General features: G+C 71.4%; 27 protein-coding genes and 1 tRNA gene. 17 read left to right on the forward strand and 11 right to left on the reverse strand.

All coding sequences use genetic code 11. The features are described from left to right. Window positions 1-56 precede the first annotated feature (56 nt). Together AMYNI_RS0121950 and AMYNI_RS0121960 are read right to left on the reverse strand one after the other, a co-directional pair. On the reverse strand, window positions 57-428 hold the full coding sequence (locus tag AMYNI_RS0121950) for a pilin (protein ID WP_245573972.1): 372 nt from the start codon (window positions 426-428) through the stop codon (window positions 57-59). A gap of 184 nt (window positions 429-612) precedes the next feature. Next, on the reverse strand, window positions 613-1344 hold the full coding sequence (locus AMYNI_RS0121960) for a hypothetical protein (RefSeq protein ID WP_020670207.1): 732 nt from the start codon (window positions 1342-1344) through the stop codon (window positions 613-615). Window positions 1345-2695: 1351 nt separating this feature from the next. Between AMYNI_RS0121960 and AMYNI_RS45080 the strand changes: the two genes are divergently transcribed. The 6 genes from AMYNI_RS45080 to AMYNI_RS47365 all read left to right on the forward strand — a co-directional run bounded on the left by AMYNI_RS45080 (window position 2696) and on the right by AMYNI_RS47365 (window position 7270). Continuing rightward, complete coding sequence (locus AMYNI_RS45080) at window positions 2696-3331, forward strand: class I SAM-dependent methyltransferase (RefSeq protein ID WP_020670209.1); 636 nt, start codon at window positions 2696-2698, stop codon at window positions 3329-3331. Continuing rightward, window positions 3328-4344, forward strand: a complete 1017-nt coding sequence (locus tag AMYNI_RS50550) for a TRM11 family SAM-dependent methyltransferase (RefSeq protein WP_020670210.1) — start codon at window positions 3328-3330, stop codon at window positions 4342-4344. The genes AMYNI_RS45080 and AMYNI_RS50550 overlap by 4 nt, the downstream gene beginning before the upstream one ends. A 328-nt stretch (window positions 4345-4672) precedes the next feature. Beyond that, window positions 4673-5416, forward strand: coding sequence for a recombinase family protein (locus tag AMYNI_RS0121985; protein WP_020670211.1), 744 nt, complete (start codon window positions 4673-4675; stop codon window positions 5414-5416). Then, window positions 5413-5613: a hypothetical protein gene (locus tag AMYNI_RS49180; protein ID WP_157357446.1), complete on the forward strand. Its 201-nt coding sequence runs from the start codon at window positions 5413-5415 to the stop codon at window positions 5611-5613. Before AMYNI_RS0121985 ends, AMYNI_RS49180 begins: the two co-directional genes overlap by 4 nt. A gap of 95 nt (window positions 5614-5708) precedes the next feature. Further along, window positions 5709-6176 (forward strand): recombinase family protein, encoded by a 468-nt coding sequence (locus AMYNI_RS0121995; protein WP_020670213.1) that lies wholly within the window; start codon window positions 5709-5711, stop codon window positions 6174-6176. Beyond that, window positions 6176-7270, forward strand: coding sequence for a recombinase family protein (locus AMYNI_RS47365; RefSeq protein ID WP_084628430.1), 1095 nt, complete (start codon window positions 6176-6178; stop codon window positions 7268-7270). The genes AMYNI_RS0121995 and AMYNI_RS47365 overlap by 1 nt, the downstream gene beginning before the upstream one ends. A gap of 21 nt (window positions 7271-7291) precedes the next feature. Here the strand turns inward: AMYNI_RS47365 and AMYNI_RS47370 are convergent, their stop codons facing one another. Then, window positions 7292-7687 carry a hypothetical protein gene (locus tag AMYNI_RS47370; protein WP_020670215.1) on the reverse strand — a complete coding sequence of 132 codons (396 nt, stop codon included), beginning with the start codon at window positions 7685-7687 and terminating at the stop codon, window positions 7292-7294. Window positions 7688-7826: 139 nt separating this feature from the next. Continuing rightward, window positions 7827-7899: transfer RNA gene (locus AMYNI_RS0122005), tRNA-Arg, on the reverse strand. Window positions 7900-8051: 152 nt separating this feature from the next. Here AMYNI_RS0122005 and AMYNI_RS0122010 point away from each other — a divergent pair. The 7 genes from AMYNI_RS0122010 to AMYNI_RS0122040 all read left to right on the forward strand — a co-directional run bounded on the left by AMYNI_RS0122010 (window position 8052) and on the right by AMYNI_RS0122040 (window position 15043). Beyond that, on the forward strand, window positions 8052-8705 hold the full coding sequence (locus AMYNI_RS0122010) for a response regulator (protein WP_020670216.1): 654 nt from the start codon (window positions 8052-8054) through the stop codon (window positions 8703-8705). A gap of 20 nt (window positions 8706-8725) precedes the next feature. Next, a complete protein-coding gene (locus AMYNI_RS0122015) occupies window positions 8726-9307 on the forward strand; it encodes a trimeric intracellular cation channel family protein (RefSeq protein WP_040407175.1) in 582 nt (193 codons plus the stop codon). Between the two features lie 73 nt (window positions 9308-9380). Continuing rightward, on the forward strand, window positions 9381-10073 hold the full coding sequence (locus tag AMYNI_RS0122020; protein WP_020670218.1) for a response regulator transcription factor: 693 nt from the start codon (window positions 9381-9383) through the stop codon (window positions 10071-10073). Next, entirely contained in the window at window positions 10070-11476 is a 1407-nt protein-coding gene (locus tag AMYNI_RS0122025) for a sensor histidine kinase (protein WP_020670219.1), read from the forward strand. Before AMYNI_RS0122020 ends, AMYNI_RS0122025 begins: the two co-directional genes overlap by 4 nt. Before the next feature lie 99 nt (window positions 11477-11575). After that, window positions 11576-12388 carry a DeoR/GlpR family DNA-binding transcription regulator gene (locus tag AMYNI_RS0122030; RefSeq protein WP_026360761.1) on the forward strand — a complete coding sequence of 271 codons (813 nt, stop codon included), beginning with the start codon at window positions 11576-11578 and terminating at the stop codon, window positions 12386-12388. Next, entirely contained in the window at window positions 12385-13470 is a 1086-nt protein-coding gene (gene galT, locus AMYNI_RS0122035; protein ID WP_020670221.1) for a galactose-1-phosphate uridylyltransferase, read from the forward strand. Before AMYNI_RS0122030 ends, galT begins: the two co-directional genes overlap by 4 nt. 121 nt (window positions 13471-13591) lie before the next feature. Next, a complete protein-coding gene (locus AMYNI_RS0122040; protein ID WP_026360762.1) occupies window positions 13592-15043 on the forward strand; it encodes a trypsin-like peptidase domain-containing protein in 1452 nt (483 codons plus the stop codon). A 230-nt stretch (window positions 15044-15273) separates the two neighbouring features. Here AMYNI_RS0122040 and AMYNI_RS0122045 read toward each other — a convergent pair whose 3' ends face one another. The 5 genes from AMYNI_RS0122045 to AMYNI_RS0122065 are packed head-to-tail and all read right to left on the reverse strand — an operon-like array spanning window position 15274 to window position 18782. Beyond that, entirely contained in the window at window positions 15274-15687 is a 414-nt protein-coding gene (locus AMYNI_RS0122045; RefSeq protein ID WP_020670223.1) for a hypothetical protein, read from the reverse strand. Continuing rightward, window positions 15684-16811: a molybdopterin-dependent oxidoreductase gene (locus AMYNI_RS0122050; RefSeq protein WP_020670224.1), complete on the reverse strand. Its 1128-nt coding sequence runs from the start codon at window positions 16809-16811 to the stop codon at window positions 15684-15686. Before AMYNI_RS0122050 ends, AMYNI_RS0122045 begins: the two co-directional genes overlap by 4 nt. Then, a complete protein-coding gene (locus AMYNI_RS0122055) occupies window positions 16808-17428 on the reverse strand; it encodes a methyltransferase domain-containing protein (RefSeq protein ID WP_020670225.1) in 621 nt (206 codons plus the stop codon). Before AMYNI_RS0122055 ends, AMYNI_RS0122050 begins: the two co-directional genes overlap by 4 nt. Beyond that, window positions 17425-18102, reverse strand: coding sequence for a TIGR04282 family arsenosugar biosynthesis glycosyltransferase (locus tag AMYNI_RS0122060; protein WP_020670226.1), 678 nt, complete (start codon window positions 18100-18102; stop codon window positions 17425-17427). The genes AMYNI_RS0122055 and AMYNI_RS0122060 overlap by 4 nt, the downstream gene beginning before the upstream one ends. Then, a complete protein-coding gene (locus AMYNI_RS0122065) occupies window positions 18099-18782 on the reverse strand; it encodes a glycosyltransferase family 2 protein (RefSeq protein ID WP_245573973.1) in 684 nt (227 codons plus the stop codon). The genes AMYNI_RS0122060 and AMYNI_RS0122065 overlap by 4 nt, the downstream gene beginning before the upstream one ends. A gap of 157 nt (window positions 18783-18939) precedes the next feature. Between AMYNI_RS0122065 and AMYNI_RS0122070 the strand changes: the two genes are divergently transcribed. Genes AMYNI_RS0122070 through AMYNI_RS0122080 form a run of 3 tightly spaced genes read left to right on the forward strand, consistent with a single transcriptional unit; the run spans window position 18940 to window position 22068 of the window. Further along, on the forward strand, window positions 18940-20319 hold the full coding sequence (locus AMYNI_RS0122070; protein WP_020670228.1) for a hypothetical protein: 1380 nt from the start codon (window positions 18940-18942) through the stop codon (window positions 20317-20319). 7 nt (window positions 20320-20326) lie between these two features. Beyond that, window positions 20327-21028 carry a response regulator transcription factor gene (locus AMYNI_RS0122075; RefSeq protein ID WP_020670229.1) on the forward strand — a complete coding sequence of 234 codons (702 nt, stop codon included), beginning with the start codon at window positions 20327-20329 and terminating at the stop codon, window positions 21026-21028. Further along, the gene (locus tag AMYNI_RS0122080; RefSeq protein ID WP_020670230.1) at window positions 21025-22068 is read left to right on the forward strand and encodes a sensor histidine kinase; all 1044 of its coding nucleotides are present in this window, start codon (window positions 21025-21027) and stop codon (window positions 22066-22068) included. Before AMYNI_RS0122075 ends, AMYNI_RS0122080 begins: the two co-directional genes overlap by 4 nt. A 31-nt stretch (window positions 22069-22099) precedes the next feature. Here AMYNI_RS0122080 and AMYNI_RS0122085 read toward each other — a convergent pair whose 3' ends face one another. Next, the gene (locus AMYNI_RS0122085; protein WP_026360763.1) at window positions 22100-23161 is read right to left on the reverse strand and encodes an NAD-dependent epimerase/dehydratase family protein; all 1062 of its coding nucleotides are present in this window, start codon (window positions 23159-23161) and stop codon (window positions 22100-22102) included. Window positions 23162-23277: 116 nt separating this feature from the next. Here AMYNI_RS0122085 and AMYNI_RS0122090 point away from each other — a divergent pair, with 116 nt between their 5' ends. After that, entirely contained in the window at window positions 23278-23778 is a 501-nt protein-coding gene (locus tag AMYNI_RS0122090) for a MogA/MoaB family molybdenum cofactor biosynthesis protein (RefSeq protein WP_157357447.1), read from the forward strand. 3 nt (window positions 23779-23781) lie between these two features. Here the strand turns inward: AMYNI_RS0122090 and AMYNI_RS0122095 are convergent, their stop codons facing one another. After that, window positions 23782-24045, reverse strand: a complete 264-nt coding sequence (locus tag AMYNI_RS0122095) for a hypothetical protein (RefSeq protein WP_020670233.1) — start codon at window positions 24043-24045, stop codon at window positions 23782-23784. Between the last annotated feature and the right edge of the window lie 30 nt (window positions 24046-24075).

Below are 24075 nucleotides of genomic sequence, written 5' to 3' on the forward strand. Positions count from 1 at the left end.
CGCCGAGCAAGGCGTTGGGTAGCGCTGGTGGTTGAGGTGTTAGGCGTCGTCATCGGTCAGCCCACCAAGCCCCGAAGAACGTTGACGATCAGCGGCGCGAGCATCGCAAAGCCGTAGCCGATCAAGGCATTGCGCAGACTCTTCTTCGCCCGCTCGACCTCCCCCGGATCACCGTCCGCGGCCAAGTAGCGGACACCGCCGATCGTCAGGAAGAGGGTGGCCAGCCCGACCAGCAGACCGATCAGGAAGTCGCGCAGGTTGGTGATGACCTGATCCAACGAGCCGGGAGGCGCGGCGAGGACGAGCGGGGCGGCCGACGCGGGCACGGCGGCGACGAGCAGCACCGCAACAACCGCGCCGAGGAGGGTGACGGTGCGTAGCGTTCGTGGGGGTGTGCCGCGCGGGTGGCGCGGTGATCGCAGCAACATCCAGGATCCCTCCCGAGGACACCGGTGGCGGGTGGGCGCGGTGGAGGTGAGGGGAATCAGGGAGCCGGCCACCGGCCCCGCGGCCCGGGGTGCCCGGTGGGTGCGGCGGTGGCGGGCGTCTGCCGTGGTGGCCGTGTGCCCGGTTCTCGACCTGATTCCCCTCACACTGTTCTAAAAGGGGGTTTCAGGTCGTTTTTTTGCAGACGGGTTCCGACTTTTTTTCGGGCGCTCGACAGTCGAGCCAGGAAAGGAGTGCGGCCTCGGCCTTTTTCCGGGCGCGAAGAACTCGGAAATACGACTCGCCGAGTTCTTCGGCGGCCTTGTGCAGGCGCATGTCCTCGAGGCGGGTCGACAGGATCAGGGAGGCTTCGTCGGCGGTGAGCACGTGCTCGCGGACCGCCTCGGCGAGCACCAGATCTTCGTGTCCCTGGTCGGGCTGGCGTGGTTCGAACGACTCCCACTGCGGCGTCGTGCGGGTGGCGTAGTCCCACTCGGCCGCGCGTACCGTGGCCCCGGCGCTCTGGGCTGCCTGCACCAGCCGTGTGGCCAGTGACCCCGCGTCCGGGTCGACTTCCTTGAGCCGGGCGGTGAACCCCGCCAGCACCTCGGAGTCGATGTCGTCAGGGTCGCCGGTGTAGTCCTTCATCAGCTTGCCGGCGGCCTTGCGCAGCCCGGGCAGCGCGACGCCGACTGCGCCGAGCACCCACGCCGGACCGTCGTTCTGCGCGGCGATCACCAGTTGGCGCCACACGGCCTCCCGCGCGGCCTTCGTGGTCGCCCGAGCCAGCAGTAGGTTGCGCAGCTCGACCAACGGCACGCGCTGGCGCGGCAACCCGTGTCCGATGCGCGCGCAGTCGATGGTGAGTGGCTGCGGGCCGGTGCACAACAGACGGAACGCTGACTCCGCGGCGTTCATCGCCGAGGTGGATTCGACCGCCCCGGAGTCGGGGTCACGATCGTGACGGTGGGTGCGGAGGCCGTTGACACGAGAGGGCCCCGGGCGAGGGGCGTCGGGGGGTGGCGTGGTCGGCATCGCGGGACTCCCTTGTGCGAGCCGGTCCACCCGACATAGCGGGTGGGAAACGGCGTGATCACTTGACGCCGTCCATGCCGCCGGACACTGCTTGCGCTTTCCTTACCTGTTGATCTTGAAATTCGGGGTGCAAGGAAACCGCAAGGGATCACCCCGGCTGCTCATCGCCGGGTGCCGAGCGGACTCGCGTACCCCTCTGAGCTGCGGTGCAAGGAATCCGTAAGGGGTGTGTCTCGCGGTGGACGATCCCGCCGACGAGGTCCGCGAAAGAATCTTGAACACCCGGTTGCCGAGCCGCTTGCAGGCTGATTGCGTGCGCAGGCAGGCACGGGAGAAGGCCACGGCGGAGCGTGCCGCAGTGGGGCCGCAGTGGGCCGGGCTCGGGGGGTGAACACCGGCCCGCGACCGATCGCCCGGCACGGCCCCGTGGGCACCGTCGGCGGCGCCCTCGGTCGAGTTGGGTGATCGCCCCGGCGGCGCCGGTGGACACACGATGCGTGCGCGCTTGGTGCGGTCGTTGCGTCGCGGTTCGCAGCGGTGCCAGCGGGCAAGTGGCGTCGGTGCGCCGCCACCGTCCGAACCCGGAGTTCGCGGTGGCTCGACCGTGGCGACGGAAGGATGTGCGGCGCGTCTCGCGGTCGGGATGACGCTCGCGCACCGGGCGCCACGCTCGCAGGCGATGCCGCCGTTGGGGCGGGTGTTGTCCGGTCTCAGCCCGTGCATCTCGGGCGCGAACAGGTGCCCTGGCTGTCACCTCCGGGCGCGAGCACTGGGCACTGGAAGCGATCGCTTCGCGGAGCGGATCCGCCAGGGTGACCGATCCGGTGCCTCGGTGCGCAGGCCGCCCGCGGCGCGCGGTGGCGAGGGCTCGACAAGGGCGGGCGCGCCTGCCGGGCCGCGCCTCGTGCTGACGCGGACGGAGACGCTTCTGGCCGGGGTACACGCACTCGTGGTCTCGACCCCTCAGGGCGGTCGCAGGAGTCGCCGCGACACTCGGGATCGGCCGTGGGCGGACTGCAGCGGCACGCCACCGAGCAGAGCGCGCCGCACGCCCAGAGAAAAAAGTTCAAACTCGTCTGCAAAATCCGGCACAAAAAACCCCTTTTAGAACAGTGTCAGAGCCCGCAACCGCGAATTGCGAGGACACTCCACAATGAGCGTTGTTCCCTTCACGCCGGATACCGCAACAGAAATCGACACACACCCGCAACCACGGCCGCGGAAAACCGCAGCCGTGCCGCTGGGAATCTGGCTGTGCGCACCCGCCCCGGGCGACGAGCATGGCCTGCCGCCGCTGATCGAGGGGCTCACCCGCAGCTTGGTCACTCAGGCCGTGATCGCCTTCACCACGCGCGGGAACACGGTCGCGGTGACCGGGCCGGACGCCGCCCGGATCGCCGCGGTCGCCGACACGGTCGGCGACCGCACGGTGCTCTGCGTCGACCCCGAGACCATCACCGTCGGTAGCCGCCGTAACCAGGTCGGCGGTGGCGCGCGCACGCCCGAACCCGGCTCGGTGGACTTGCTGCTGGCCGCCGAGTTGCCCGCCCCGTGGATCGACACCGACGGCCAGCCCTACCTGTCCTGGGCGCGCTGGCTGGCGCCCGGCGGGGTGCTCGCCGTGGCCACCCGCAACCCGGCCGGGCAGGGCCGGTTCGCCGACCACGCCGGGGCGGTGGTCACCGCCGCGACCAACGCCGGGCTGACCTACCTCCAGCACATCATCGCCGTGCTCGCCCACGTCCAGGGTGACCGGCTTCTGATCTCGAGTCCGCCGGCCTCGGTCACGCTGCCCGCCGACGCGGTGCACGCCGACGCCCACACCGACCTGCTCGTGTTCCACACCGACTTCGGAGGCGCCGCCCGATGAGCACCCACGAGCCGATTCCGCAGCAGGCGCTGACCCGCGGCAGCGACGCCCTGGTTGAGCTTCCGGTCACCGTGTGGCCGACCGCCCAGCAACCCGCGCGCACCCAACGCGGTGACCGGTACGTGCCCGAAGGCACAGCGCATCCGGCGAAGATGCTGCCCGCCATCGCGCGGCACGCCATCGACACCTTCACCGCGCCCGGCGATCTCGTCCTCGACCCCATGTGCGGGGTCGGCACCACCCTGGTCGAAGCCGTCCGCAAAGGCCGCGACGCCCTCGGCATCGAGTACGAACACCGCTGGGCCGAGGTCACCGAAGCCAACCTCACCCTCGCCGCCCTACAAGAGGAAACAACCGGTCGCGGTGCGGTGCACGTCGGCGACGCCCGCCAGGTGCTGCCCGACCTCGCCGAGCGCTACGCCGGGCGGGCCGGGTTGCTGGTGACCTCCCCGCCCTACGGGGCCAGCGTCCACGGCCAGGTGCACGCACCCGGGCACCGCCCGGTGCGCAAGCACGACAACCGCTACGGCCGCGACCGGGCGAACCTCGCGCACCGCAGCCTGCCGATGTTGCTGCGCGGGTTCACCGACATCCTGCGCCGCGCCGTACCGCTACTGCGCCCCGGCGGCGTCGTGGCCATCACCACCCGGCCCTTCCGCATCGACGGCGAACTCATCGACTTCCCATCACTCACACTCGACGCCGCGATCAACGCCGGACTCGACCCCGTCCAACGCTGCGTCGGCCTGCTCGCCGGACTCCGCGACGGCAAGCTCGTCCCGCGCTCGTCGTTCTTCCAGCTCGACTATGTGCGCAAGCTCCGTGACCGTGGAGTGCCCGCCTGGGTGATAGCGCACGAGGATGTGCTGGTTCTCCGCGTCAGCCGGACCTGCCCGAGTTCAGGAAAACTGAAGCACCGTCGCGCCGGCCCGGAGAGCGGATCTCGGTCTATGCCGGACGCCGACAGTGTGGACGGTGGGGGCGCCGGGGGCTCGGCCGGGGTGCGGTCGTGATGGGCATGGAGACGGCGGTCGGTCTCGATCGCGCCGCGCCGCCCGCCCAGGGCGTGCCACACGGGCGAGAGCGACCGCGAGGTGGCCGTCGCCAGCGGCTTCCCCGGCAGCGGCTCCCGCGGTTCTTGCGGCGCGTGCAGTGTGCTTCCGGCCTGCGGGCGTATGGCAGTCGCGCGCAGGCCGACCAGGTGCTGGGCCACATCTGGTCCCGCCCGCGTCCGGGTCGGCGTCTGGCATGCCGCACCTACCGCTGTCACCGCTGCTGGTGCTGGCACCTCACCCACGAGCCCCTCGCCCGCCGCCGCGATCCGAGGGGAGCGTCGAGCTGATGACGATCACACCGCCGGCACGGTCGACCGGCACCAACCACGACGCTCCCGTCGTCGTGGAACACGACGACGGGTGGGCACCGTGGAGCGCGTCTGTTAAGGACAAGCCCCGCCCGGTGCGCACCTGGCTTTACCACCTCGTGTGCGAGCTGGCGTGGCCGGTCTTCGTGCAAGAACGGCACCGTCTGGAGACCGCGGCGATCCGCGACTATCAACACGAACTCGCGTTCCGCGCGTGGTACCGCCGCTACCTCGACGCGATCGACGGATGGTGGGCGGGACCGCCACCGTATGGCTACCAGGTCCACCTCCATCGCATCACCGACGACGACGGGCGCACCCGCACGCTCCGGCGTCTCGAGCCCGACGAAGACCGCGCCCACGTTGTTCCGGTGATCTTCGGCTGGTACCTCAACGGACACGGGCCGTCCGCGATCGCCGCACGCTTGGCGGCCGAGCCCGACCTCTACCCGCCGCCGGGACGGTGGACGGTCAAGGTCGTGCGCGGGCTGCTTACCAATCCGGCCTATCTGGGCTATGTTGTCCACGGCCGCACCCACCGCGGAGTCCCGCAACCCCCGCGGCAGTGGACCTGGTCGCTGGATCAAGCCCACCCCGCGCTGGTCGGCCCCGCGCAGTTCTGGGGCAGCTACTACCGGCTCCACCCGGGGCGCCGAACGCAGCCAGCAGAAGTTGGACCGCAGCGGCTAGGCGCGGCGTCTGCCGACGGGCCGTCTCAGTGAGCGGCGGACGACGTAGTTACCGCCGGCCGGAGGTGACCGTCGAGCCGCCGACCGTGCTGCCGATGCCCGAGGCCGATCGGCCCGCCGCGGTCGCCGTGCTCGCGCAGTGGCTGGCAGAGGTGCTGGCGGACGAGTCGTTCCAGCAGCGGCATCAGCAGCGCCTCGCCGAGCGCGGTGACCACCGCCGAAGCACCTGAACAAAGCAGCTTGCTCTTTACCGAGGAGTCGAGCGTTCGTCGTTGGCCCCAGGCCGACCGGCCTGGGGCCAACGACGTCACCAAGGGACGGTCTCATGAGCCACCACCACGCGCCGCAACCCGATCCGGCACCGCGCACCTCGCGGACCCGCGTCGCGGTCTACCTCGTCGACACCGGCATCACCACCGCGATCCGCGCCTGCCTCGACGCACACCCCACCTGGCGGCAGATCCGCCGCACCTACCGCGACTCCCAACCCGGCCCGCTGGCCACCCGCCCCGAGCTGCGGCGCGCGCTCACCGACGCCCGCGCCGGCAAGTTCGACCTGCTCCTCGTCCGCAGCGTCAGCCAGGTCTCCCGGTCGCTGAACGAGCTGAGCGAGATCCTCACCGAGCTGGACGACGCGGGCGTGGCGTTCCGGTCGGCCACCGAACCGCACTTCGACACCACCAGCCTCACCGGCCGGATGCTCACCCAGCTCATGGTCACCCTCGCCCAGTACGAGCACGAGCACCGCGAGCGGGTGCGCCGCAGGCAGGTGCGTCGCCGGGCGGTGCGGTGATGTCGGCACCCACCGCGCCCAAGCGCCGCCAGCGGCGCCCCCGGGTTCGGACCCAGCAGGCCACCCAGCCACAGACGACTATCGGCGCCGAAGAGGGGAACAGTCAACCGTTGCGGGTGGCGATCTACCTGCGGATCTCCACCGACGAGCTGCACCAGCCCTTCTCGCTGGAAGCCCAACACCTCAAGCTGTGCAACTACGTCACCTCGCAAGACAACTGGGAACTCGTCGGCAAGCCCTACATCGACGAGAAATCCGGGGCCACCACCGACCGGCCCGCCCTGAAACGCGCCCTGGCTGCCGCCAGGGCCGGAAAATTCGACGTGCTGCTGGTCTACCGCGTGGACCGGCTATCCCGATCCATCCGGGGCCTGTCGGAGATCCTCGCCGACCTCGAAGACGCGGGCGCGGCGTTCCGGTCCGCGACCGAACCCTTCGACACCGCCACCCCCGCCGGACGCATGATGGTGCAGATGCTGGCGGTGTTCGCCGAGTTCGAACGCGCCACCATCATCGACCGCGTCATCAACGGCATGGAACGCAAAGCCGCCCGAGGCGAATGGCCCGGCGGCTACCGTCCCCACGGCTACGAAGTCGGCAGCAGCGGCAAGCTCACCATCATCGACGACGAGAAGCCCGTCGTGGAACGCATCTTCACTACCTATGTCCGCGACAAACTCGGTGCAGCCGCCATTGCCAAACGCCTCACCGCCGACGGCTACCGCACCAAAGCCGGGAACCCCTGGTCCCAAGCCGCCGTGCTCACCGTACTGCGCAACCGCACCTACCTCGGCGAAATTTGGTTCCGCGACCGCTGGTACAAAGCCGAAGACCACCACCCGGCGATCATCGGCGAGAAGCTATTCAACGACGCCCAGGACATCCTCGACGCCCGCGGCGACGCCACCACCCACCGCGCCGTCGCCAACTCCGACTACCACCTCGCCGGGCGCCTGTTCTGCAGCCACTGCGGCAAGCGCTACCTCGGCACAGCGGCGAAAGGCAACAAGTACCGGTACCGCTACTACACCTGCTTCACCCGGCACCGCTACGGCACCGAACACTGCTCCGCCGACCGGCTGCCCGCCGACTAACTCGAACACGCCGTACTGACCTCACTGCTGGACACCCTGACCCGCAGCGACCTCATCGCGCAGAGCCTGGCCAATACCACCAGCGAGGTCGAGGACCAGCGCGCCACCTACACCGCCGAACTCTCCGCCCTCGAACGCGACATCACCAAGAACGAGGACGCCATCGACCGCTACCTCAACGCGTTCGAGAACGGCACGATGGACGAGGACACCTGCTCGCCCCGAGTCAAGAAACTCGCCACCCAGCTCACTGAACAACGCGCCCGCCGCGACGAACTCGGACTGCTGGTGGACGAAGCCGCCACACCGGAAATGCCCGACCCCACTGCCCTGGAAACCCTCCGCGCGGACATCGAAGCCGCAGCCGACGCTGGCAGCGACGAAGCCCTCCGCCGCGTCATGCAGACCTTCGTCCACCGAGTCGACATCACCAGCCGCGAAACGGCTGCGCCCACGTTCATCATCCCCGACGCGGCCAATGTGCCAACCCAACGCTCCGCAGCCGCGTCACCAGGCGCGACTACGGAGCGAAAGGTTCGCACATTGCCTGGATCGGTGCCCTCGGCAGGATTCGAACCTGCGACCCTTCGCTTAGGAGGCGAACGCTCTATCCCCTGAGCTACGAGGGCATGTGCAGCTGCCGACAGCCTAGCGGGCGCCGGGGTGGGCTGGGCGTTGAGGGTGACTCGGGTGTGGTTCGTTTCGGATCTGCCAATCCCACTAGGTAGCCTTCCCTGCACGGAACGCGGGGAAACCGCTCCACGGCTGCCGGAGGGCTTCGTTGATCAAGCTCATGTTCGCCGACGACGAGGAACTGGTCCGATCGGGCCTGCGCGCGATGATGGCCGGGGCGCCGGACATTGAGGTGGTCGGCGAGGCGAGCGACGGCAGATCGGCGGTCGAGGCGGTTCGCCGGCTGCATCCCGACGTGGTGCTGCTGGACATCAAGATGCGCGCGCCGGACGACGGGATCAGGGCGCTGCGCGCGATACTGGCGCTGCCGGACCCGCCGAGGGTGGCCATGCTGACCACCTTCGACATCGACGAGTACGTCAGCCTCGCCCTGCAACTTGGCGCGAACGGCTTCCTGCTCAAGGACGTCGACCCGGCGGCCCTGCTGCGGGCGGTGCGCGACCTGGCCCGTGGCGGCGCGGTGCTCGACCCCGGGGTGGCCGCCAGGATGGTCCAGTCCCACCGCGACGAGCAGCGTGCCGCGCAGCCGGCGCGCAAGCTGCTCGCCTCGCTGTCCGAGCGGGAGCGCGAGGTGGTCGCGCTGATCGGGCAGGGCCTGTCCAACGCCGAGATCGGCGGGCAGCTGCATCTGTCCGAGGCCACCGTCAAGGGCTATGTCTCCGCGGTGCTGTCCAAGATCGGCGCGGCGAACCGGGTGCAGGCCGCGTTGCTCGCCTATCGCGGTGGGCTGCTGGATCAGTAGCGGTGCTGGCCGCGCTGGAGATGGTGGGCCTGGTGGCCTTCGCGGCCTCTGGCGCGCTGGCCGCGGTGCGGGCGCGGCTTGACCTGTTCGGCGTGGTGGTGCTCGGCCTGACCACCGCGCTCGGCGGCGGCATCATCCGCGACGTGCTGCTCGGCGTGCATCCGCCGGTGACCTTGCGCACGTGGCCCTACCTCGCGGTCGGTGCGGCGACCGCGCTGCTCGTGTTCGCTTTCCATCCGCAGGTGGCCAGGCTGCGCCGGGCGGTGCTGCTCGCGGACGCGCTCGGGTTGGGGGTCTTCGCCACCGCCGGCACGTCCACCGCGCTGGCCGCCGGCACCCCGGTGTACACCGCTTGCCTGATCGGGATGACCACCGGCATCGGCGGCGGCGCCCTGCGTGACCTGCTGCTGCGGGAGATCCCGCTGGTGCTGCGCAAGGAGATCTACGCGGTGGCGGCGCTGGCCGGCGCCGTGCTGGTCGGCCTCGGCCAGCTGCTGCGGCTGCCGCCGGGGCCGGTCACCGTGGTCGCCGCGGTGACCGTGGTGGCGATCAGGGTGCTGGCGCTCTGGCGGCGCTGGAACGCGCCGGTCGCGCGCGGCTGAGCAAGATAAACCCCCATGCGTGAATTCAGCGTGTTCTAAGGCCGGTCTCAGCACGGCGGGTAAGACTGTGGCCATGCGCATTCTCGTTGTCGACGACGACCGGGCCGTTCGTGAGTCGTTGCGGCGCTCGCTGGAGTTCAACGGCTACCAGGTCGAGCTGGCCCACGACGGGGCACAGGCACTGGAGTCGATCGTGGCCAACCGGCCGGACGCGATGGTGCTCGACGTGATGATGCCGAGACTGGACGGCCTGGAGGTGGCCCGCCGGCTGCGCAGCACCGGCGACGACCTGCCGATCCTGGTGCTGACCGCGCGCGACACGGTCTCCGACCGGGTGTCCGGCCTTGACGCCGGTGCCGACGACTACCTGCCGAAGCCGTTCGCGCTGGAGGAGCTGCTCGCCAGGCTCCGGGCGCTGCTGCGCCGCGCCAGCCCGGAGGCCCAGCCGGGGCCGGACGCCGAGGTGCTGTCCTTCGCCGATCTCACGCTGGACCCCGGCACCCGCGAGGTGCGCCGCGGGGAGCGGGAGATCAGCCTGACCAGGACCGAGTTCGCGCTGCTCGAACTGTTCCTCTCCTACCCGAAGCACGTGCTCACCAGGGGACGGATCTTGGAGGAGGTGTGGGGCTACGACTTCCCGACCTCCGGTAACGCGCTGGAGGTCTACGTCGGCTACCTGCGGCGCAAGACCGAGGCCGACGGCGAGCCGAGGCTGATCCACACCGTGCGCGGAGTGGGCTACGTGCTGCGGGAAACCCCGCCGTGAGCCAAAGCGTGACCTCGCTCGACGTGACCGAGGCGGAAAAGGGGCCGAAGCGGCAGTTCTCGCTCAGGTTCCGGGTCGCGATGCTGGCCGCGGCCTGTGTGGCCGGCGTGGTCGCGCTGGCCGCGCTCGGCGCCTACTGGACCGTCCGGGACAACCTCTACCAGCAGGTGGACGACTCGCTGGTCACCCGCGCGCAGGCCGCGGTGAAGACCCCGCCGGTGCAGTCCAGGCTGCGCTCGATTCCCGGCGCCTTCCTGACCAGCAGTGACCTGCAGATCGGGGTGCTATACGCGAGCAACGACATCGCCTATCCGACCGACGGCAGCCCGCCGCCCACCGGCAAGGACGAGCTCGCGGTGGCCCAGGGCTCGGCCGACTACTCCATCCGCACCGATGTCAAAACCGACACCAGGGTGATCGCGCTGCCCGCGGGCGACGGCCAGGCCATGGTGCTCGCGCAGTCGCTCGGGCCGACCAAGCAGACCTTGAACGAGCTGTCCGTGGTGCTGTTCCTGATCGGCGGGGCCGGCATCCTGGTCGCCGCGCTGGCCGGCACCGCGGTGGCCCGCACCGGCCTGCGCCCGGTGGAGCGGCTGACCTCGGCCACCGAGCGGGTAGCGCGCACCGGTGACCTGCGGCCGATCCCGGTCAGCGGAGACGACGAGCTGGCCAGGCTGACGCACAGCTTCAACACCATGCTCGGCACCGTCGCCGAGTCGCAGGAGCGGCAGCGGCAACTGGTCGCGGATGCCGGCCACGAGCTGCGCACCCCGCTCACGTCGCTGCGCACCAATCTCGAGCTGCTGCTCTCCGCAAGCCGTTCCGGCGCGCCCAGCCTGTCCGAGCGGGACAGGGCGGATATCGAGGAGGACATCCGCGGGCAGCTGGACGAGCTGACCCAGCTGATCGGCGACCTGGTGGAGCTGGCGCGGCAGGACGAGCCGCGGGCCGAGTTCGAGCGGGTCGAGCTGATCGAGGTGGTGGAGCGGGCGCTGGACCGGGCCCGCCGCCGGGCCGGGGAGATCGAGTTCGATGTCGCGCTGCAGCCGTGGGTGCTCACCGGCGACTCCAGCTCGCTGGAGCGGGCGGTGCTGAACCTGCTGGACAACGCGGTCAAGTTCTCCCCGGAGGGCACCGCGGTGCGGCTGCGGATGTACCCGCTCGGCGACGGCACCGCGGTGATCGAGGTCGCCGACTCGGGGCCGGGCATCGCCGACGACGATCTGCCCAAGGTGTTCGACCGGTTCTACCGTTCCTCCGAGGCGCGTACCTTGCCCGGTTCGGGACTCGGCCTTGCCATCGTCAAACAGGCCGCGGAACGGCACGGCGGCGCGGCCTACGCCGCGCGCGGGCTGGAGGGCGGTGCGGTGATGACCATCCGGCTACCCGGCGCACCCGGTTAGGCTCGGTCAGCGACCTTCCGGCTCACGTTAACCCCGGCGTCATGTTTGATCGTGTAGGATTTTGTGTAGTTAACGGGGTGTTTGCGAGACGGAGTGAGCGTGCTGGCGCGGCAGCGGCAAGCGGTGATTCTCGAAGAGGCAAGGCGAACCGGTGCGGTCCGGGTGAGCGACCTGGTCGGCAGGCTCGGCGTGTCCGATATGACCGTGCGCCGGGACCTGGACGTGCTGGCCAGCCGTGGCCTGGTGGAGAAGGTCTACGGCGGCGCCACCTCGGTGATCGGCAAGAGCACCGACGAGCCCGGCTTCGAGGCGAAGTCCGTGCGCCAGCGGGCGCAGAAGGAGGCCATCGCGTCGGTGGCCGCCGGGCTGGTCCGCCCCGGCACCGCGATCGGCATCTCGGCGGGCACCACCACCTGGACGCTGGCCAGGGCGCTGGACCCGGTGCCCGGCCTGACCATCGTGACCAACTCGATCCAGGTCGCGGACGTGCTGCGCGGCTCCAGCCAGGGCGACCGGACCGTGGTGCTCACCGGCGGGGTGCGCACCCCCTCGGACGCGCTGGTCGGGCCGGTCGCCGTGCAGAGCCTGCGCAGCCTGCACCTGGACCTGGTCTTCCTCGGGGTGCACGGGATGGCCGACGGCCCCGGGTTTACCACCCCGAACCTCACCGAGAGCGAGACGGACCGCGCGCTGGTCGAAGCCGGTCGCCGGCTCATCGTGCTGGCCGACCACACCAAGTGGGGGACCGTGGGCATCTCCACCATCGCCGACCTCGACGAGGCGCATGTCGTGGTCAGCGACGACGGCCTGCCCGAGCACGCGCGCGACGCGCTCGCCGAGCAGGTCGGTGAGCTGATGGTCGCGCCGGTGGCGATGGACGAGCTGGACGACGTGGCCGGTGAGCAGGCATGAGGCGCACGTCGCGCCGGCTCGCGGACGGCCGGGAGATCCTCTATTTCGACGAGAAGCCGGACGCGCCGGAGCGGGTCGCGGTGGACACCAGGGACCTGCCGCCGGTCGCCGCTGCCTCGGAGATCCGGCTCGACCCGCTGACCGGCGAGTGGGTCGCGATGGCCGCGCACCGGCAGACCAGGACCTACAAGCCGCCGGCGGACCTCTGCCCGCTCTGCCCGAGCAAACCGGGGAAGCCGAGCGAGATCCCGGAGTCCGACTACGACGTAGCGGTCTTCGAGAACCGGTTCCCCTCCTTCGCGCAGGGCGTCCCCGGTGAGCGGTCTACTTTGGACGGAGCGTCGCTGGTACCGGTCGCGCCGGGACGCGGCCGGTGCGAGGTGGTCTGCTTCACCAGTGAGCACGACGGGTCCTTCGCCGGGCTGAACCCCGGCCGGGTGCGCACGGTGCTGGACGCCTGGGCCGACCGGACCAGCTTTTTGTCCACTGTGGATGGTGTCGAGCAGGTCTTCCCCTTCGAGAACAGGGGCGAGGAGATCGGGGTGACGCTGCACCACCCGCACGGCCAGATCTACGGCTACCCGTTCGTGACCCCGAAGACCGAGCGGATGCTGGAGGTGGCCCGCGCCTACCGCGCCGAACACGGCCGGCCGGTGCTCGGCGACGTGCTGGCCGCCGAGCGCGCGTCCGGCGCCAGGGTGCTGGCGGAGGGCCGGTACTGGACGGCGTTCGTGCCGCCCGCGGCCCGCTGGCCGGTGCACGTGCAGGTCGTCCCGCACCGCCAGGTGCCGGACCTGCCGGAGCTGACCGGCGCCGAGCGCGACGACTTCGCCGAGGTGTACCTGCGGGTGCTGCGCAGCTGCGACGCGCTCTACGGCAGGCCGCTGCCCTACATCGCGGGCTGGCACCAGGCGCCGGTGCACCGCGACCGCGACCTCGGCTGGCTGCACCTGGAGCTGTTCTCCGTGCTGCGGTCCCCGGACAAGCTGAAGTACCTGGCCGGTTCCGAGTCGGGCATGGCGGTGTGGATCAACGACGCGACTCCCGAGCAGATCGCGGAGCGGCTTCGTTCGGCTATCTGAGTGCCCGCGATGATCGGCACTGTGCTCTTCCGGGGCTACCGGCATACTTCAGGTAGGACTTCATGTAGGAAGCACAGCTTCGGCTCAGCAACCTCTCAGGACCGACGCGCATGGTGGTGACATGACCGAGAACGACCCCAGTGCCCAGCAGGATCCCGGCGCTAGCGAGCGGCCGGCTCAGCAAGAGCCCAGCACGCCGCCCCGGGGTACGCCCGCCGGCTCCGAGTACTCCGAGTACCAGGCCGGCGCGCCGAGCCCATGGGCAGCACCGTCCGCACCGTCGGCGCAGTCCGCGCCTGGTCAGCAGGGGACAGGGCAGGAGGGCGTGCTCTTCGGCTCGGCGACCCAGCAGGCGCACCAGGCCCAGCCAGGTCAGGCGCATCCAGGTCAGCAGAATCCCTACGGCCAGTACGGCCTTCCGCAGAGCACCGCGACCTTCGCCGCGCCGGTGACCCAGCAGCAGCGCCCGACTTCCCGCGGCAGCGGCAGGCTGGTCGCCGGGGTGGCGGTACTGGCCCTGCTGGTCGGCGGCGCCGCCGGCGGGATCGGCGGCTACCTCGCTTCGGATGGCGTCAGCGGCGGGTCCTCGGTGACCGCGCTGGACCAGCAGCCGCCGGCGAGGCAGACGGCCAACGCGCAGCCGGGCTCGGTGGAGGCGGTGGCCGAGAAGCTCTCCCCGAGCGTGGTCCAGCTGCGGGTCGCGGGCCGGTCGGGTGCCGGTGAGGGCTCCGGGTTCGTGCTCAGCGAAGACGGCTACATCCTGACCAACAACCACGTGGTGGAGGCAGCCGCGGACGGCGGCCAGATCCAGGCGGTGTTCCAGAACGGCAAGAAGGCCACGGCCAAGATCATCGGTAGGGACCCGACCACCGACATCGCGGTGGTCAAGGCGGACAGCGTCAGCGGGCTGACCCCGGTCGAGCTCGGCCGCTCCGACGACCTGAAGGTCGGCCAGGGCGTGGTCGCGATCGGCTCGCCGTTCGAGCTGGCCGGCACCGTCACCTCCGGCATCGTCAGCTCGCTGCACCGGCCGGTCAGCGCCGGCGGCGGGGAGAGCGCGCAGAGCACGGTGATGGACGCGGTGCAGACCGACGCGGCGATCAACCCCGGCAACTCCGGCGGGCCGCTGGCGAACACCGCCGGTCAGGTGATCGGCATCAACTCGGCGATCTACAGCCCCCAGCAGGGCGGCTCGGGCGGGATGCCGGGGCAGCAGTCCGAGGGCGGCAACGTCGGCATCGGCTTCGCCATCCCGATCGACCAGGCGCGCCGCACCGCGGACGACATCATCAAGAACGGCAAGGCCACGCAGACCTTCATCGGCGCGGGGGTGCTCGACGCCCCGGAGGGCGGCGCGCAGCTCGGGCAGATCACCCCGGGCAGCCCGGCCGAGGCGGCCGGTCTGAAGCCCGGCGACGTGGTCACCAAGATCGACGACCGGGTGGTGGACGACGCGAACACGTTGGTCGCCGCCATCCGCACCAGGGCACCCGGCGAGAAGGTCAAGCTGACCGTCGGTGACTCGCAGGTGGTCGAGGTTTCCCTCGGCGGCCAGCCGGTGACGATCAACTAAGACGGAGGACACAGCGACCGATGCTCGCGCCAGCCCGGTTGCTGTGTCCGACCGGGTGCGGGTGTCCCGCAAATAAACGCTCGGCCGCAGCTCGCGGCCGAGACCAAACTCCGGCTTTGTCGCCCCAAAGCCGTGAGCAGAGCCGCGTCGGCCCGGATATCCCCTCTCCGGTCCGGCGCGGCTCACTTTAGGTCGTGAGTGGAAAACGTTGCTGGGACAACACTTTTCACTCACGACGCCGCGTGCTGACGGGTAACTCCAGCTATCAGCACGACTAGCCATACCACGCCGACCGAGAGCAGCAGGCCGAGCCAGGTGTTGCCATCGTGCAGGCCAGGCAGCGGCGGTGCGCCGTAGGACCGCCACAGCAGGGGCAGTGCCAGCAGGCCGAGCACACCGGTGACCACCGCCCCGCCCGCGACCGGCGCCTGCCAGGCGGCGGGCAGGATCCGGCTCAGCCCGACCCCGGCCAGGCCGGTCAGCGGGGCGACCAGCCCGTCGTGCAGCAGCGGCCCGGCGAGCAGCCAGCCGGCCGCCACGAAGCTGTGCGGACCGAGCGGCAGCCCGAACTCGATCAGCAGCAGCACGCCCCAGCCGAGCGCGGCCAGCCCGGGCAGCACCAGCAGCAGCCGCAACAGTTTCATACCGTCTCCAGCCGTCGTACCCATTTGGTCTGCAGCACACCTGGTCGGTTCGGCGCGATGATCCGGCACGGGAACCCGTGGTCCAGCGCGAGCACTTCGCCGTTCAGCCGCAACGCCAGCAGGGTCAGCGGGTCGGTGGTGTGCTCCCCGGGCAGCACGCTATTCGCGTACAGCCCGTTCTGCTCCATGGACGACACGTTGACCGTCGAACCGGGCCGGGCGCCGGCGGCCTGCAGCAGGTCCGGCAGCGAGACCCCGGTCCAGGTGGCCGACTGGCTCCACCCTTCGACGCAGGCGATGGGCAGTTCCGCGGTGGTCTGCGGCAGCTTCTGTAGTTCGGCCAGTGAGAAGCTCCGGCCACCGCCGGGGACGACGACTTCCAGCCGCCAGGCCGGATCCTGTGCTGCGTCGAGTACTCCGGCCCCGGCCGCGGACCGGTTCACCGGCACGCCCTGCGGCCCGTTCCCCGATCGCCAAGACAGGCCGGAAACGTTGCGCAGGAAGGGAACCGTCGCCCCCGCGGTGGCCAGTACGGCGGCACCGGCGGTCAGCCCGGTGGTGCGCAGAAACCCGCGCCGGGAAAGTCCCCGCGCCTCGGGCTTTTCCCGGTCCTCCTCGTTCTCCGGGCCGAACGCGCGCCGGATGACCGGCAGCTTGACCGCGATGTGCAGCAGGATCGAGCCGATCGCCACCCAGGCCACCGCGTAGTGCACCTGCGGGAAGTAGAAGTTCCACGGGTAGTTCTGCGCCACGTTGAACAGCCCGGTGAGCAGCTCGAAGAAGACCGCCGCGGACAGCAGCAGGATGGACAGCCGTTCGATCAGGTGCGGCAGCGAACGGATCAGCGGCCGGTCGAACAGCTTCGGGTAGACGGTCCACAGTTTGGCCAGCAGCAACGGAATCGACGCGATCCCGGAGATCACGTGCAACCCCTGGGTGACCCGGTAGAGCCAGACCGGGCGGCTCGGCCAGACGAACCAGCCGGGCGGGTGCTGGATGAGATGGCTGATCAGCCCGGTCAGGAAGCAGATCCCGAAGGCGACGGCCAGCCAGACGCCGATCCGGGCGGTGACCCGCGGCGAATGGGCGGCGGCGGTGAACCGGGGTGCGGGCGGGGCTTTCATCGGCGCTCCAGTTCGGCGAACCAGCGTTGTTCCCACCGGGTGGTCCAGCGGACCCGGAGTGCGGTCTTCCCGATCACCTCGGTGAGCGCGTCCAGGCCGAGCCAGGCCCAGGTGAACCAGGAGGCGCCGGGAACCGCGGCGCCGGAGCGGATCCGGACCCGGTCGCGCCGCAGCCCACGCCCCGGCGGGTCGAGCTCGACCAGTGCGGTGCCCCGGCTGCCGAGCAGTTCGCCGACCCGGTGCAGCAGCGCGGCCGGATCGCCGCCGATGCCGATGTTGCCGTCGGCGAGCAGCACGTGCCGCCACCGCCCTTCGCCCGGCACCGGGCCGAACACGTCCCGGTGCAGGGCGGCCGCGCCGCGTTGCCTGGTCAGCCGGACCGCGGTGGGCGAGGTGTCGATGCCCAGCGCGGCCACCCCGCGGGTGGTCAACGCCGCGGTCAGCCTGCCCGGCCCGCAGCCGACGTCCAGGGTCGGGCCGGCGCAGCGGTCCAGCAGCAGGCCGTCCGCACCGGCTGGCGGGCGGATCCAGCGGTCGTGGGTGAGCTCGATGCGTTCGCCGGTGGCCAGTTCCAGCCAGCACCGGTTGCCGAGCAGCGCGGTGTCGAATTCGCTCACCGGACCCGCTCCCCGAGCTCGGCCACCGCACGGGCGAAGCGCCCGGAGGTGAGGCCGGCGGCCACCGCGTGCGCGTCCGCCAGAGTGTCCACATCGGACAGCGTGGGCAGGGTGGCCGGGCTGACCCCGGCGCCGGCCAGCGCACGGCGGGTCAGTTCCCCGGTGTCCGGCCTCGACATCGGCACCCCGGCGAGCACCTCGGCCAGGCGGGGATCCCGCAGCCCGAGTGCCCACCAGCCGCCGTCCACGGCGGGCCCGAGCACCGCCTGCCGCCCGCCGAGCAGCCGCTCGGCCGAGCCCGTCAGCAGTTCCGGGGTGACCTGCGGGGTGTCCATGCCGATCTGGAGCACCGGCAGCCGCCGGTGCAGCAGGCCGACGTCGGCGTGCGCGTTCGCCAGCCTGACGGCGAAGTCCCGGCCGCGCTGGGCGATCACGGTGGTGGCCCGCAACCTGCCGGTCAGCTCGGCGGAATCACTTGCCGCCGCGAGGTCGCCGGTCATCGCCACCACCGGCACCGCGCCCGGGGTGGCGAGCACCGCGTCCAGGGTGTCCAGCAGCGCGGCCGCGGCGAGCCCGGCCGCCTGCTCCGGGGTCGCCGGCGGGCACAGCCGCGTCTTGGCGAACCCGGGCACCGGCGCCTTGGCCACCACCAGCAGGCAGAACCGGGCCGTCATCGGGTGGGCTCGTTTCGCGACCGCGCCAGCACCCGGCCGAAGTCGCGGATCGCGCGGGCCGTGCCGCGCACCGACCCGGACACCTTCGACTTCGTGCCCTTCGCGCGCTTGCCGTAGGCGACGTCGAACTCCTGAACCCGCCAGCCCGCCCGCGCCGCCTTGACCAGCAGCTCCAGCGGGTAGCCGAAGGCGCGGTCGGCCACCCCGAGCGCGGTCAGCGCCTCCCGGCGCACGGCACGGACCGGGGCGATGTCGCGCACCGGCAGCCCGCGGCGGCGCAGCAGCACGGCCAGCAGCAGGTTGCCGGCCCTGGCGTGCCACGGCCAGACACCGCGCTCGACCGGCACCCGTCTGCCCACCGCCAGTTCGACCGCTCCGGTCCGCACCACGTCGACCAGTGCCGGCAACTCGGCGGGGTCCAGCGAGCCGTCGGCGTCGATGAAGCAGACGACGTCCGAGGTGGCCGCGGTCAGCCCGGCGTGCACCGCCGCGCCGTAACCGCGACGCGGCTCGCGCACCACGGTCGCGCCGAGCGCACCGGCGATCCCGGCCGAGCCGTCGGTCGATCCGTTGTCCACCACGATCGCCCGGAAACCGGGCGGCAGCGCGCCGAGCACGCCCGGCAGCGCACCGGCCTCGTCCAGACAGGGCAGCACCACATCCACTTGGTCAGCGTTCACGCCGAAGACGCTAGGTCCACCGTGGACGGTGCAAAACCCTTGTGCTGCTTACCATTTCATGACATGACCTGTTGGAGTGAAGAGTTCTTACCAACTCGTGACGAACCTTCCCGCCCGCTGTCGGACGGCGGCGCGCGGCGTTATCGTCGGCATTCTGATGCCCGAAATCTCCGAGGCCGCGCGGCCGGCCGAGCCGCGCACCCGCGGCCTGCGCCCAGACCTCGCCGCGGCCGGGCTGGCGCTGCTGCTCGTCGGCGCCGCGACGGCGGTCGGTGCCTACTTCAACCGGCCTGGTTCCGGCGTGGTCATCTGGGCGTTCGCACCGCCGCTGTACGGGGACTGGGGCCCGCATTTCGGGCCGGGGTCGGTTTTCGCGGTGCTGATCGCGCTGGCCGTGGTGTCGCAGGGACCTGCGCTGGCCGCGCGCCTGTCCTGGCGCGGCCTGCTCGGCGCCGGCTATCTGGCTACGCTGGGCTGGACCTTCTCGCTCGCCATGGTGGACGGCTGGGCGCGCGGGTTCGCCGACCGGCTGAGCCAGCCCTCCGAGTACCTGCACGAGGTGCCAGGGATCACCGACATTCCGTTGCTGCTGCGGGAGTTCTCCGGGCGCATCCTGGACTTCCAGCCGGACTCCTTGACCACGCACGTGTCCGGGCACCCGCCGGGCGCCACCCTGGTGTTCGTCTGGCTGGACCGGCTCGGCCTGCCGGGCGGGGCATGGGCGGCCGTGCTCTGCCTGCTCGTGGGCTGCCTGGTCACCGTCGCCGTGCCGGTCACCCTGGCCGCACTGGGCCGCGCCGAAGCGGCCAGGGCGGTGCTGCCCTTCTTGGTGCTCTTTCCGGGCGCGGTCTGGGTCGGTGTCTCCGCGGACGGACTGTTCGCCGGGGTCACCGCCTGCGGTATCGCCCTGCTCGCGCTGGCCACGCGCCAGTTCCAGCGCGACCGCGGGACCGCGGTGCCGCTCGCCGTGCTGGCCGGGGTGCTGCTCGGTTTCGGCGCCTACCTGTCCTACGGCCTGGTGCTGCTGGGCCTGCTCGCGCTCGCGGTGGGGTGGCTCGGCCGCAGCGTGCGGGCGCTGGTCTTCGCGCTGCTCGGCGCACTGGCCGTGGTCGCCGTGTTCACCATGGCCGGTTTCTGGTGGCTGGACGGCTACCACCTGGTCGTTGAGCGCTACTACCAGGGCATCGCGAGCGCGCGGCCGTACTCGTACTGGGTATGGGCGAACCTGGCCTGCCTGGCGCTGGTCACCGGGCCCGCCGTGGCGGCCGGCCTGCGCCGGAGCGCCGTGCGAGGCTTCCTGGACCCGCCGTGGCGCAGGGACCCGGTGCTGCTGATCGTCGCCGCGGCGGCGCTGACCGTGCTGTTCGCCGACCTCTCCGGGCTGTCCAAGGCCGAGACCGAGCGCATCTGGCTACCGTTCGCGGTATGGCTGCTGCCCGCGACCGCCCTGCTGCCCGCCGTTTCCCGCCGCTGGTGGCTGGCCGGGCAGGCGGCGGTCGCGCTGCTGGTGAATCATCTGGTGCTGACGTTCTGGTGAGGTGCGCGTGAACGAGCTGTCCGGCCGGGTGCTGGTGGTCGACGACGACGAGACGGTGCGCGACGTGGTGCGCCGGTACCTCGAGGCGGCCGGGTTCGCCGTGGAGGTGGCCGGGGACGGCGCCGAGGGCCTGCGCCGGTTCGCTGAGACGCGGCCGGAGCTGGTGGTGCTGGACGTGATGATGCCTGGCATCAACGGCCTGGAGGTCTGCCGGCGGCTGCGTGCGGTCAGCGCCGTGCCGGTGGTGCTGCTGACCGCGCTCGGCGAGGAGGAGAACCGCATCGCCGGCCTGGAGCTCGGCGCGGATGACTACGTGACCAAGCCGTTCAGCCCGAAGGAGCTGGCGCTGCGGGTGTCCTCGGTGCTGCGCCGGGCGCGGATGCCGAGCCGGGCACCCGAGGTGGCCGAGCTGGTGGACGGCAACCTCCGGCTGCTGCTCGGCGCCCGCCAGGCCAGCTTGAACGGGGCCGAGCTGCCGTTGACCACCAGGGAGTTCGACCTGCTCGCCTTCTTCCTCGGCAATCCGGGCACCGCGTACTCCAGGTCCGACCTGCTGGAGAAGGTCTGGGGCTGGGACTTCGGCGACCAGTCCACGGTGACCGTCCACGTGCGACGGCTGCGCGAGAAGATCGAGCGCGAGCCGGCCAAACCGGTCCGGGTGGCCACCGTGTGGGGCATCGGCTACCGCTACGACCTCGGCCGATCATGATCGAGTCCGGCGAGTCCTTCGACGACCTGCTCACGCATGTCTGGCACATCCTGCCGCTGGCGCTGGCCTTCGCGCTGCCGGTCGCGCTGCTCGGCGGGCTGGTGCTGTTCTGGCTGCGGCGGGGGTCGCTGGCCAGCACGATGACCGTGCTGGTGCTGATCCCGGTGCTGGCCACCCTTGTCGGCGTGCTCGGCGTCAGCGGGTTCATGTTCACCACGGCGTTGACCACGATGCTGATCGTCTGCCTGCTGGTCGCGTTGATCACCGTGCCGGCCGCGATCGTGCTCGGCAGGGCGATCGCCCTGCGCAGTGTCTGGGAACGGGAGGCCCGGAGCCGGGAACGGGCCGCCGAGGCCTCCCGCCGCGAGCTGGTGGCCTGGATCAGCCACGACCTGCGCAGCCCGCTGGCCGGGATACAGGCGATGGCCGAGGCGCTGGCCGACGGGATCGTCTCCGAACCCGGGGAAGTCGCCGGGTACGCGCAGCGGATCAGCGGCGAGACCACCCGCCTGTCCGGCATGGTCGGGGACCTGTTCGAACTGTCCAGGATCACCGCCGGCGCCCTGCAGCTCACCTTGTCCGCGGTACCGCTGCGGGATGTGGTCAGCGACGCGCTGGCCGCGCAGACCCCGGTCGCGGAGCGGAAGAAGGTGCGCGTGCTGGCCAGCGAGAACGGGCAGCCGGTGGTGGCGGGCAGCGACCCCGAGCTGGCCAGGGTGGTGCGGAACCTGGTGTCCAACGCGATCCGGCACACCCCGCCGGACGGCACGGTCGCGGTGCAGATCGGTATCGACGGCGGCGACGCGCTGCTCGCCGTGGACGACTCGTGCGGCGGGATCCCGGAGGACGAACTGCCCAGGGTCTTCGACGTGGCCTTCCGCGGCACCCAGGCGCGCACCCCGGACCGCAGCGGCACCACCTCCGGCGGCGGCCTCGGCCTCGCCATCACGAAGGGCCTGGTGGAGGCGCACCGCGGTCGGATCGGCGTGCACAACCACGGCCCCGGCTGCCGGTTCGAAGTCCGCCTCCCCCTCGCCTGACCCAACCGGCAAATAGCCGACTTCTTGCCCGTCAGGCGGGGACGGGGTCGCGCAGCCGGTCGGTGGCGAACGCGGCGATGCCCTCGGTGAAGCCGGTGCGCGCGGTGAAGCCGAGCAGCCGCTCGGCCCGCGCGGGGTCGGCGACCACGTGCCGCACGTCCGCCGGGCGGGCGCCGCCCAGCACCACCGGGGCCGGCCCGCCGCAGGCAGCGGCCAACTCGGTGGCCAGCTCGCCGACCGTGTGCGGGGTACCGGAGCAGATGTTCACCGGGATCAGCTCGCCGGACTCCCCGGCGGTGCGCAGGGCGAGCAGGTTCGCCCGCGCCACGTCGTGCACGTGGACGAAGTCGCGGCGCTGGTTGCCGTCCTCGAGCACTGTGGGCGCTTCGCCGCGCAGCAGCGCCGACCGGAACAACGACGCGACCCCGGCATACGGCGTGTTCTGCGGCATACGCGGCCCGTACACGTTGTGGTAGCGCATCGCCCAGACCGTGCCGCCGGTCTGCCTCGCCCAGGCGCCCGCCAGATGCTCCTGCGCCAGCTTGGTGGCGGCGTAGGTGCTGCGCGGCAGCAGCGGCGCGTCCTCGGGCACCAGTTCGGAGACCAGTTCGCCGCCGCACCGCCGGCAGCACGGCTCGAACCTGCCCTGGTCCACATCGGACTGCCGGCGCGGGGCCGGTGGCACGATGCCGTGGTCAGGGCAGGAATAGCGGCCCTCGCCGTAGACGACCATGGACGAGGCCAGCACCAGCTCGGACACCCCGGCCGCGTACATCTCGGCGAGCAGCACCGCGGTGCCGTAGTCGTTCTGCAGCGCGTACGAAGGCGCGTCCGATGGGTCCACACCGTGCCCGACCACGGCCGCCTGGTGGCAGACCGCGTCCACTTCGGTCAGCAACTCGCGCAGCAGCCCGGCGTCGCGGACGTCGCCCCGCACGAACCGGTGCGCCGAGGTGTAGTCCGGCGCGCCGACCGGGCCGTGTGCCGAGGGCAGCAGGCTGTCCAGCAGCACCGGTTCGTCCCCGGACGCGGCCAGCTGGTCGGCGATCTGGGAACCGATGAAACCGGCGCCGCCGGTCACGAGAACTCGCACGCCGGTGACGCTAGGCGCACCCCCGGCGGAACGCAGTACACCCGGCCGGTCCGTCAGGGTTCGGTAAGACTCGTGCTGTGTGCCCGCCGACGGCGAGACCGACTACGGTGGGCCTCATGGAACGGAGTGCACAACGGCTTGGCCGCGCCCTTGTGGTGATCGTCGACGACCGCGCGGCGCACGGTGAGCATGAGGACACCGCTGGCCCGCTGGTCACCGAACTGCTGGAGGAAGCCGGCTTCATCGTGGACGGCGTCGTGGTGGTGCACGGCGAGACCGTGGCCATCCGCAACGCGCTGAACACCGCGGTGATCGGCGGCGTGGATCTGGTGATCACCGTGGGCGGCACCGGTGTGCTGCCGCGTGACGTCACGCCGGACGCCACCGCCGGCGTGCTGGACCGCCCGATCCCCGGGATCGGCGAGGCGCTGCGCTCCTCCGGCCTCGCCGCCGGAGCCGTGGACGCCGGGATCTCGCGCGGCCTGGTCGGGGTCTCCGGCAGCACGCTCGTGGTCAACCTCGCCGGCTCGCGAGCGGCCGTGCGCGACGGCATGGCCACCCTGTCCTCGCTGGTGCCGCACGTCATCGACGAGCTGTCCGTGCTGGACAACGCCTAGCGGCTAACTCCCGGGGGTGTGCTCCTGGCCGGGCTTGTCCTTGCCGAGCACACCCTCGACTTTTTCGCTGACCCCGCTGATCGTCTCCTCGAACCGCCCGCCGGTCACCTTGTTCGCGCCGGCCGCGGTCACGTGCACGCCCTTGGCCGCCAGGTCGCCGGCACGCTCCGTCAGCGGTGTCGCCTTTTCTGCCACTTCGCCGGCGACCTCGGTCGCCTTTCCGGCCGCTTGCGCCGCCAGGTCCTTGGCCTTGTCGAACAAACTCATCGCATACCTTTCTCTGGTGGGATCATGGGT

Origin of the sequence: Amycolatopsis nigrescens CSC17Ta-90, from assembly GCF_000384315.1 — a bacterium.
GTDB lineage: Bacteria > Actinomycetota > Actinomycetes > Mycobacteriales > Pseudonocardiaceae > Amycolatopsis > Amycolatopsis nigrescens.

Coding starts and splice junctions, on each gene's coding strand:
- AMYNI_RS0121950 (WP_245573972.1), bottom strand. CDS start 428: ATGTTGCTGCGATCACCGCGCCACCCGCGCGGCACACCCCCACGAACG.
- AMYNI_RS0121960 (WP_020670207.1), bottom strand. CDS start 1,344: ATGAACGCCGCGGAGTCAGCGTTCCGTCTGTTGTGCACCGGCCCGCAG.
- AMYNI_RS50550 (WP_020670210.1), top strand. CDS start 3,328: ATGAGCACCCACGAGCCGATTCCGCAGCAGGCGCTGACCCGCGGCAGC.
- AMYNI_RS0121985 (WP_020670211.1), top strand. CDS start 4,673: ATGACGATCACACCGCCGGCACGGTCGACCGGCACCAACCACGACGCT.
- AMYNI_RS0121995 (WP_020670213.1), top strand. CDS start 5,709: ATGAGCCACCACCACGCGCCGCAACCCGATCCGGCACCGCGCACCTCG.
- AMYNI_RS47365 (WP_084628430.1), top strand. CDS start 6,176: ATGTCGGCACCCACCGCGCCCAAGCGCCGCCAGCGGCGCCCCCGGGTT.
- AMYNI_RS0122015 (WP_040407175.1), top strand. CDS start 8,726: ATGGTGGGCCTGGTGGCCTTCGCGGCCTCTGGCGCGCTGGCCGCGGTG.
- AMYNI_RS0122020 (WP_020670218.1), top strand. CDS start 9,381: ATGCGCATTCTCGTTGTCGACGACGACCGGGCCGTTCGTGAGTCGTTG.
- galT (WP_020670221.1), top strand. CDS start 12,385: ATGAGGCGCACGTCGCGCCGGCTCGCGGACGGCCGGGAGATCCTCTAT.
- AMYNI_RS0122040 (WP_026360762.1), top strand. CDS start 13,592: ATGACCGAGAACGACCCCAGTGCCCAGCAGGATCCCGGCGCTAGCGAG.
- AMYNI_RS0122045 (WP_020670223.1), bottom strand. CDS start 15,687: ATGAAACTGTTGCGGCTGCTGCTGGTGCTGCCCGGGCTGGCCGCGCTC.
- AMYNI_RS0122050 (WP_020670224.1), bottom strand. CDS start 16,811: ATGAAAGCCCCGCCCGCACCCCGGTTCACCGCCGCCGCCCATTCGCCG.
- AMYNI_RS0122060 (WP_020670226.1), bottom strand. CDS start 18,102: ATGACGGCCCGGTTCTGCCTGCTGGTGGTGGCCAAGGCGCCGGTGCCC.
- AMYNI_RS0122070 (WP_020670228.1), top strand. CDS start 18,940: ATGCCCGAAATCTCCGAGGCCGCGCGGCCGGCCGAGCCGCGCACCCGC.
- AMYNI_RS0122080 (WP_020670230.1), top strand. CDS start 21,025: ATGATCGAGTCCGGCGAGTCCTTCGACGACCTGCTCACGCATGTCTGG.
- AMYNI_RS0122090 (WP_157357447.1), top strand. CDS start 23,278: ATGGAACGGAGTGCACAACGGCTTGGCCGCGCCCTTGTGGTGATCGTC.
- AMYNI_RS0122095 (WP_020670233.1), bottom strand. CDS start 24,045: ATGAGTTTGTTCGACAAGGCCAAGGACCTGGCGGCGCAAGCGGCCGGA.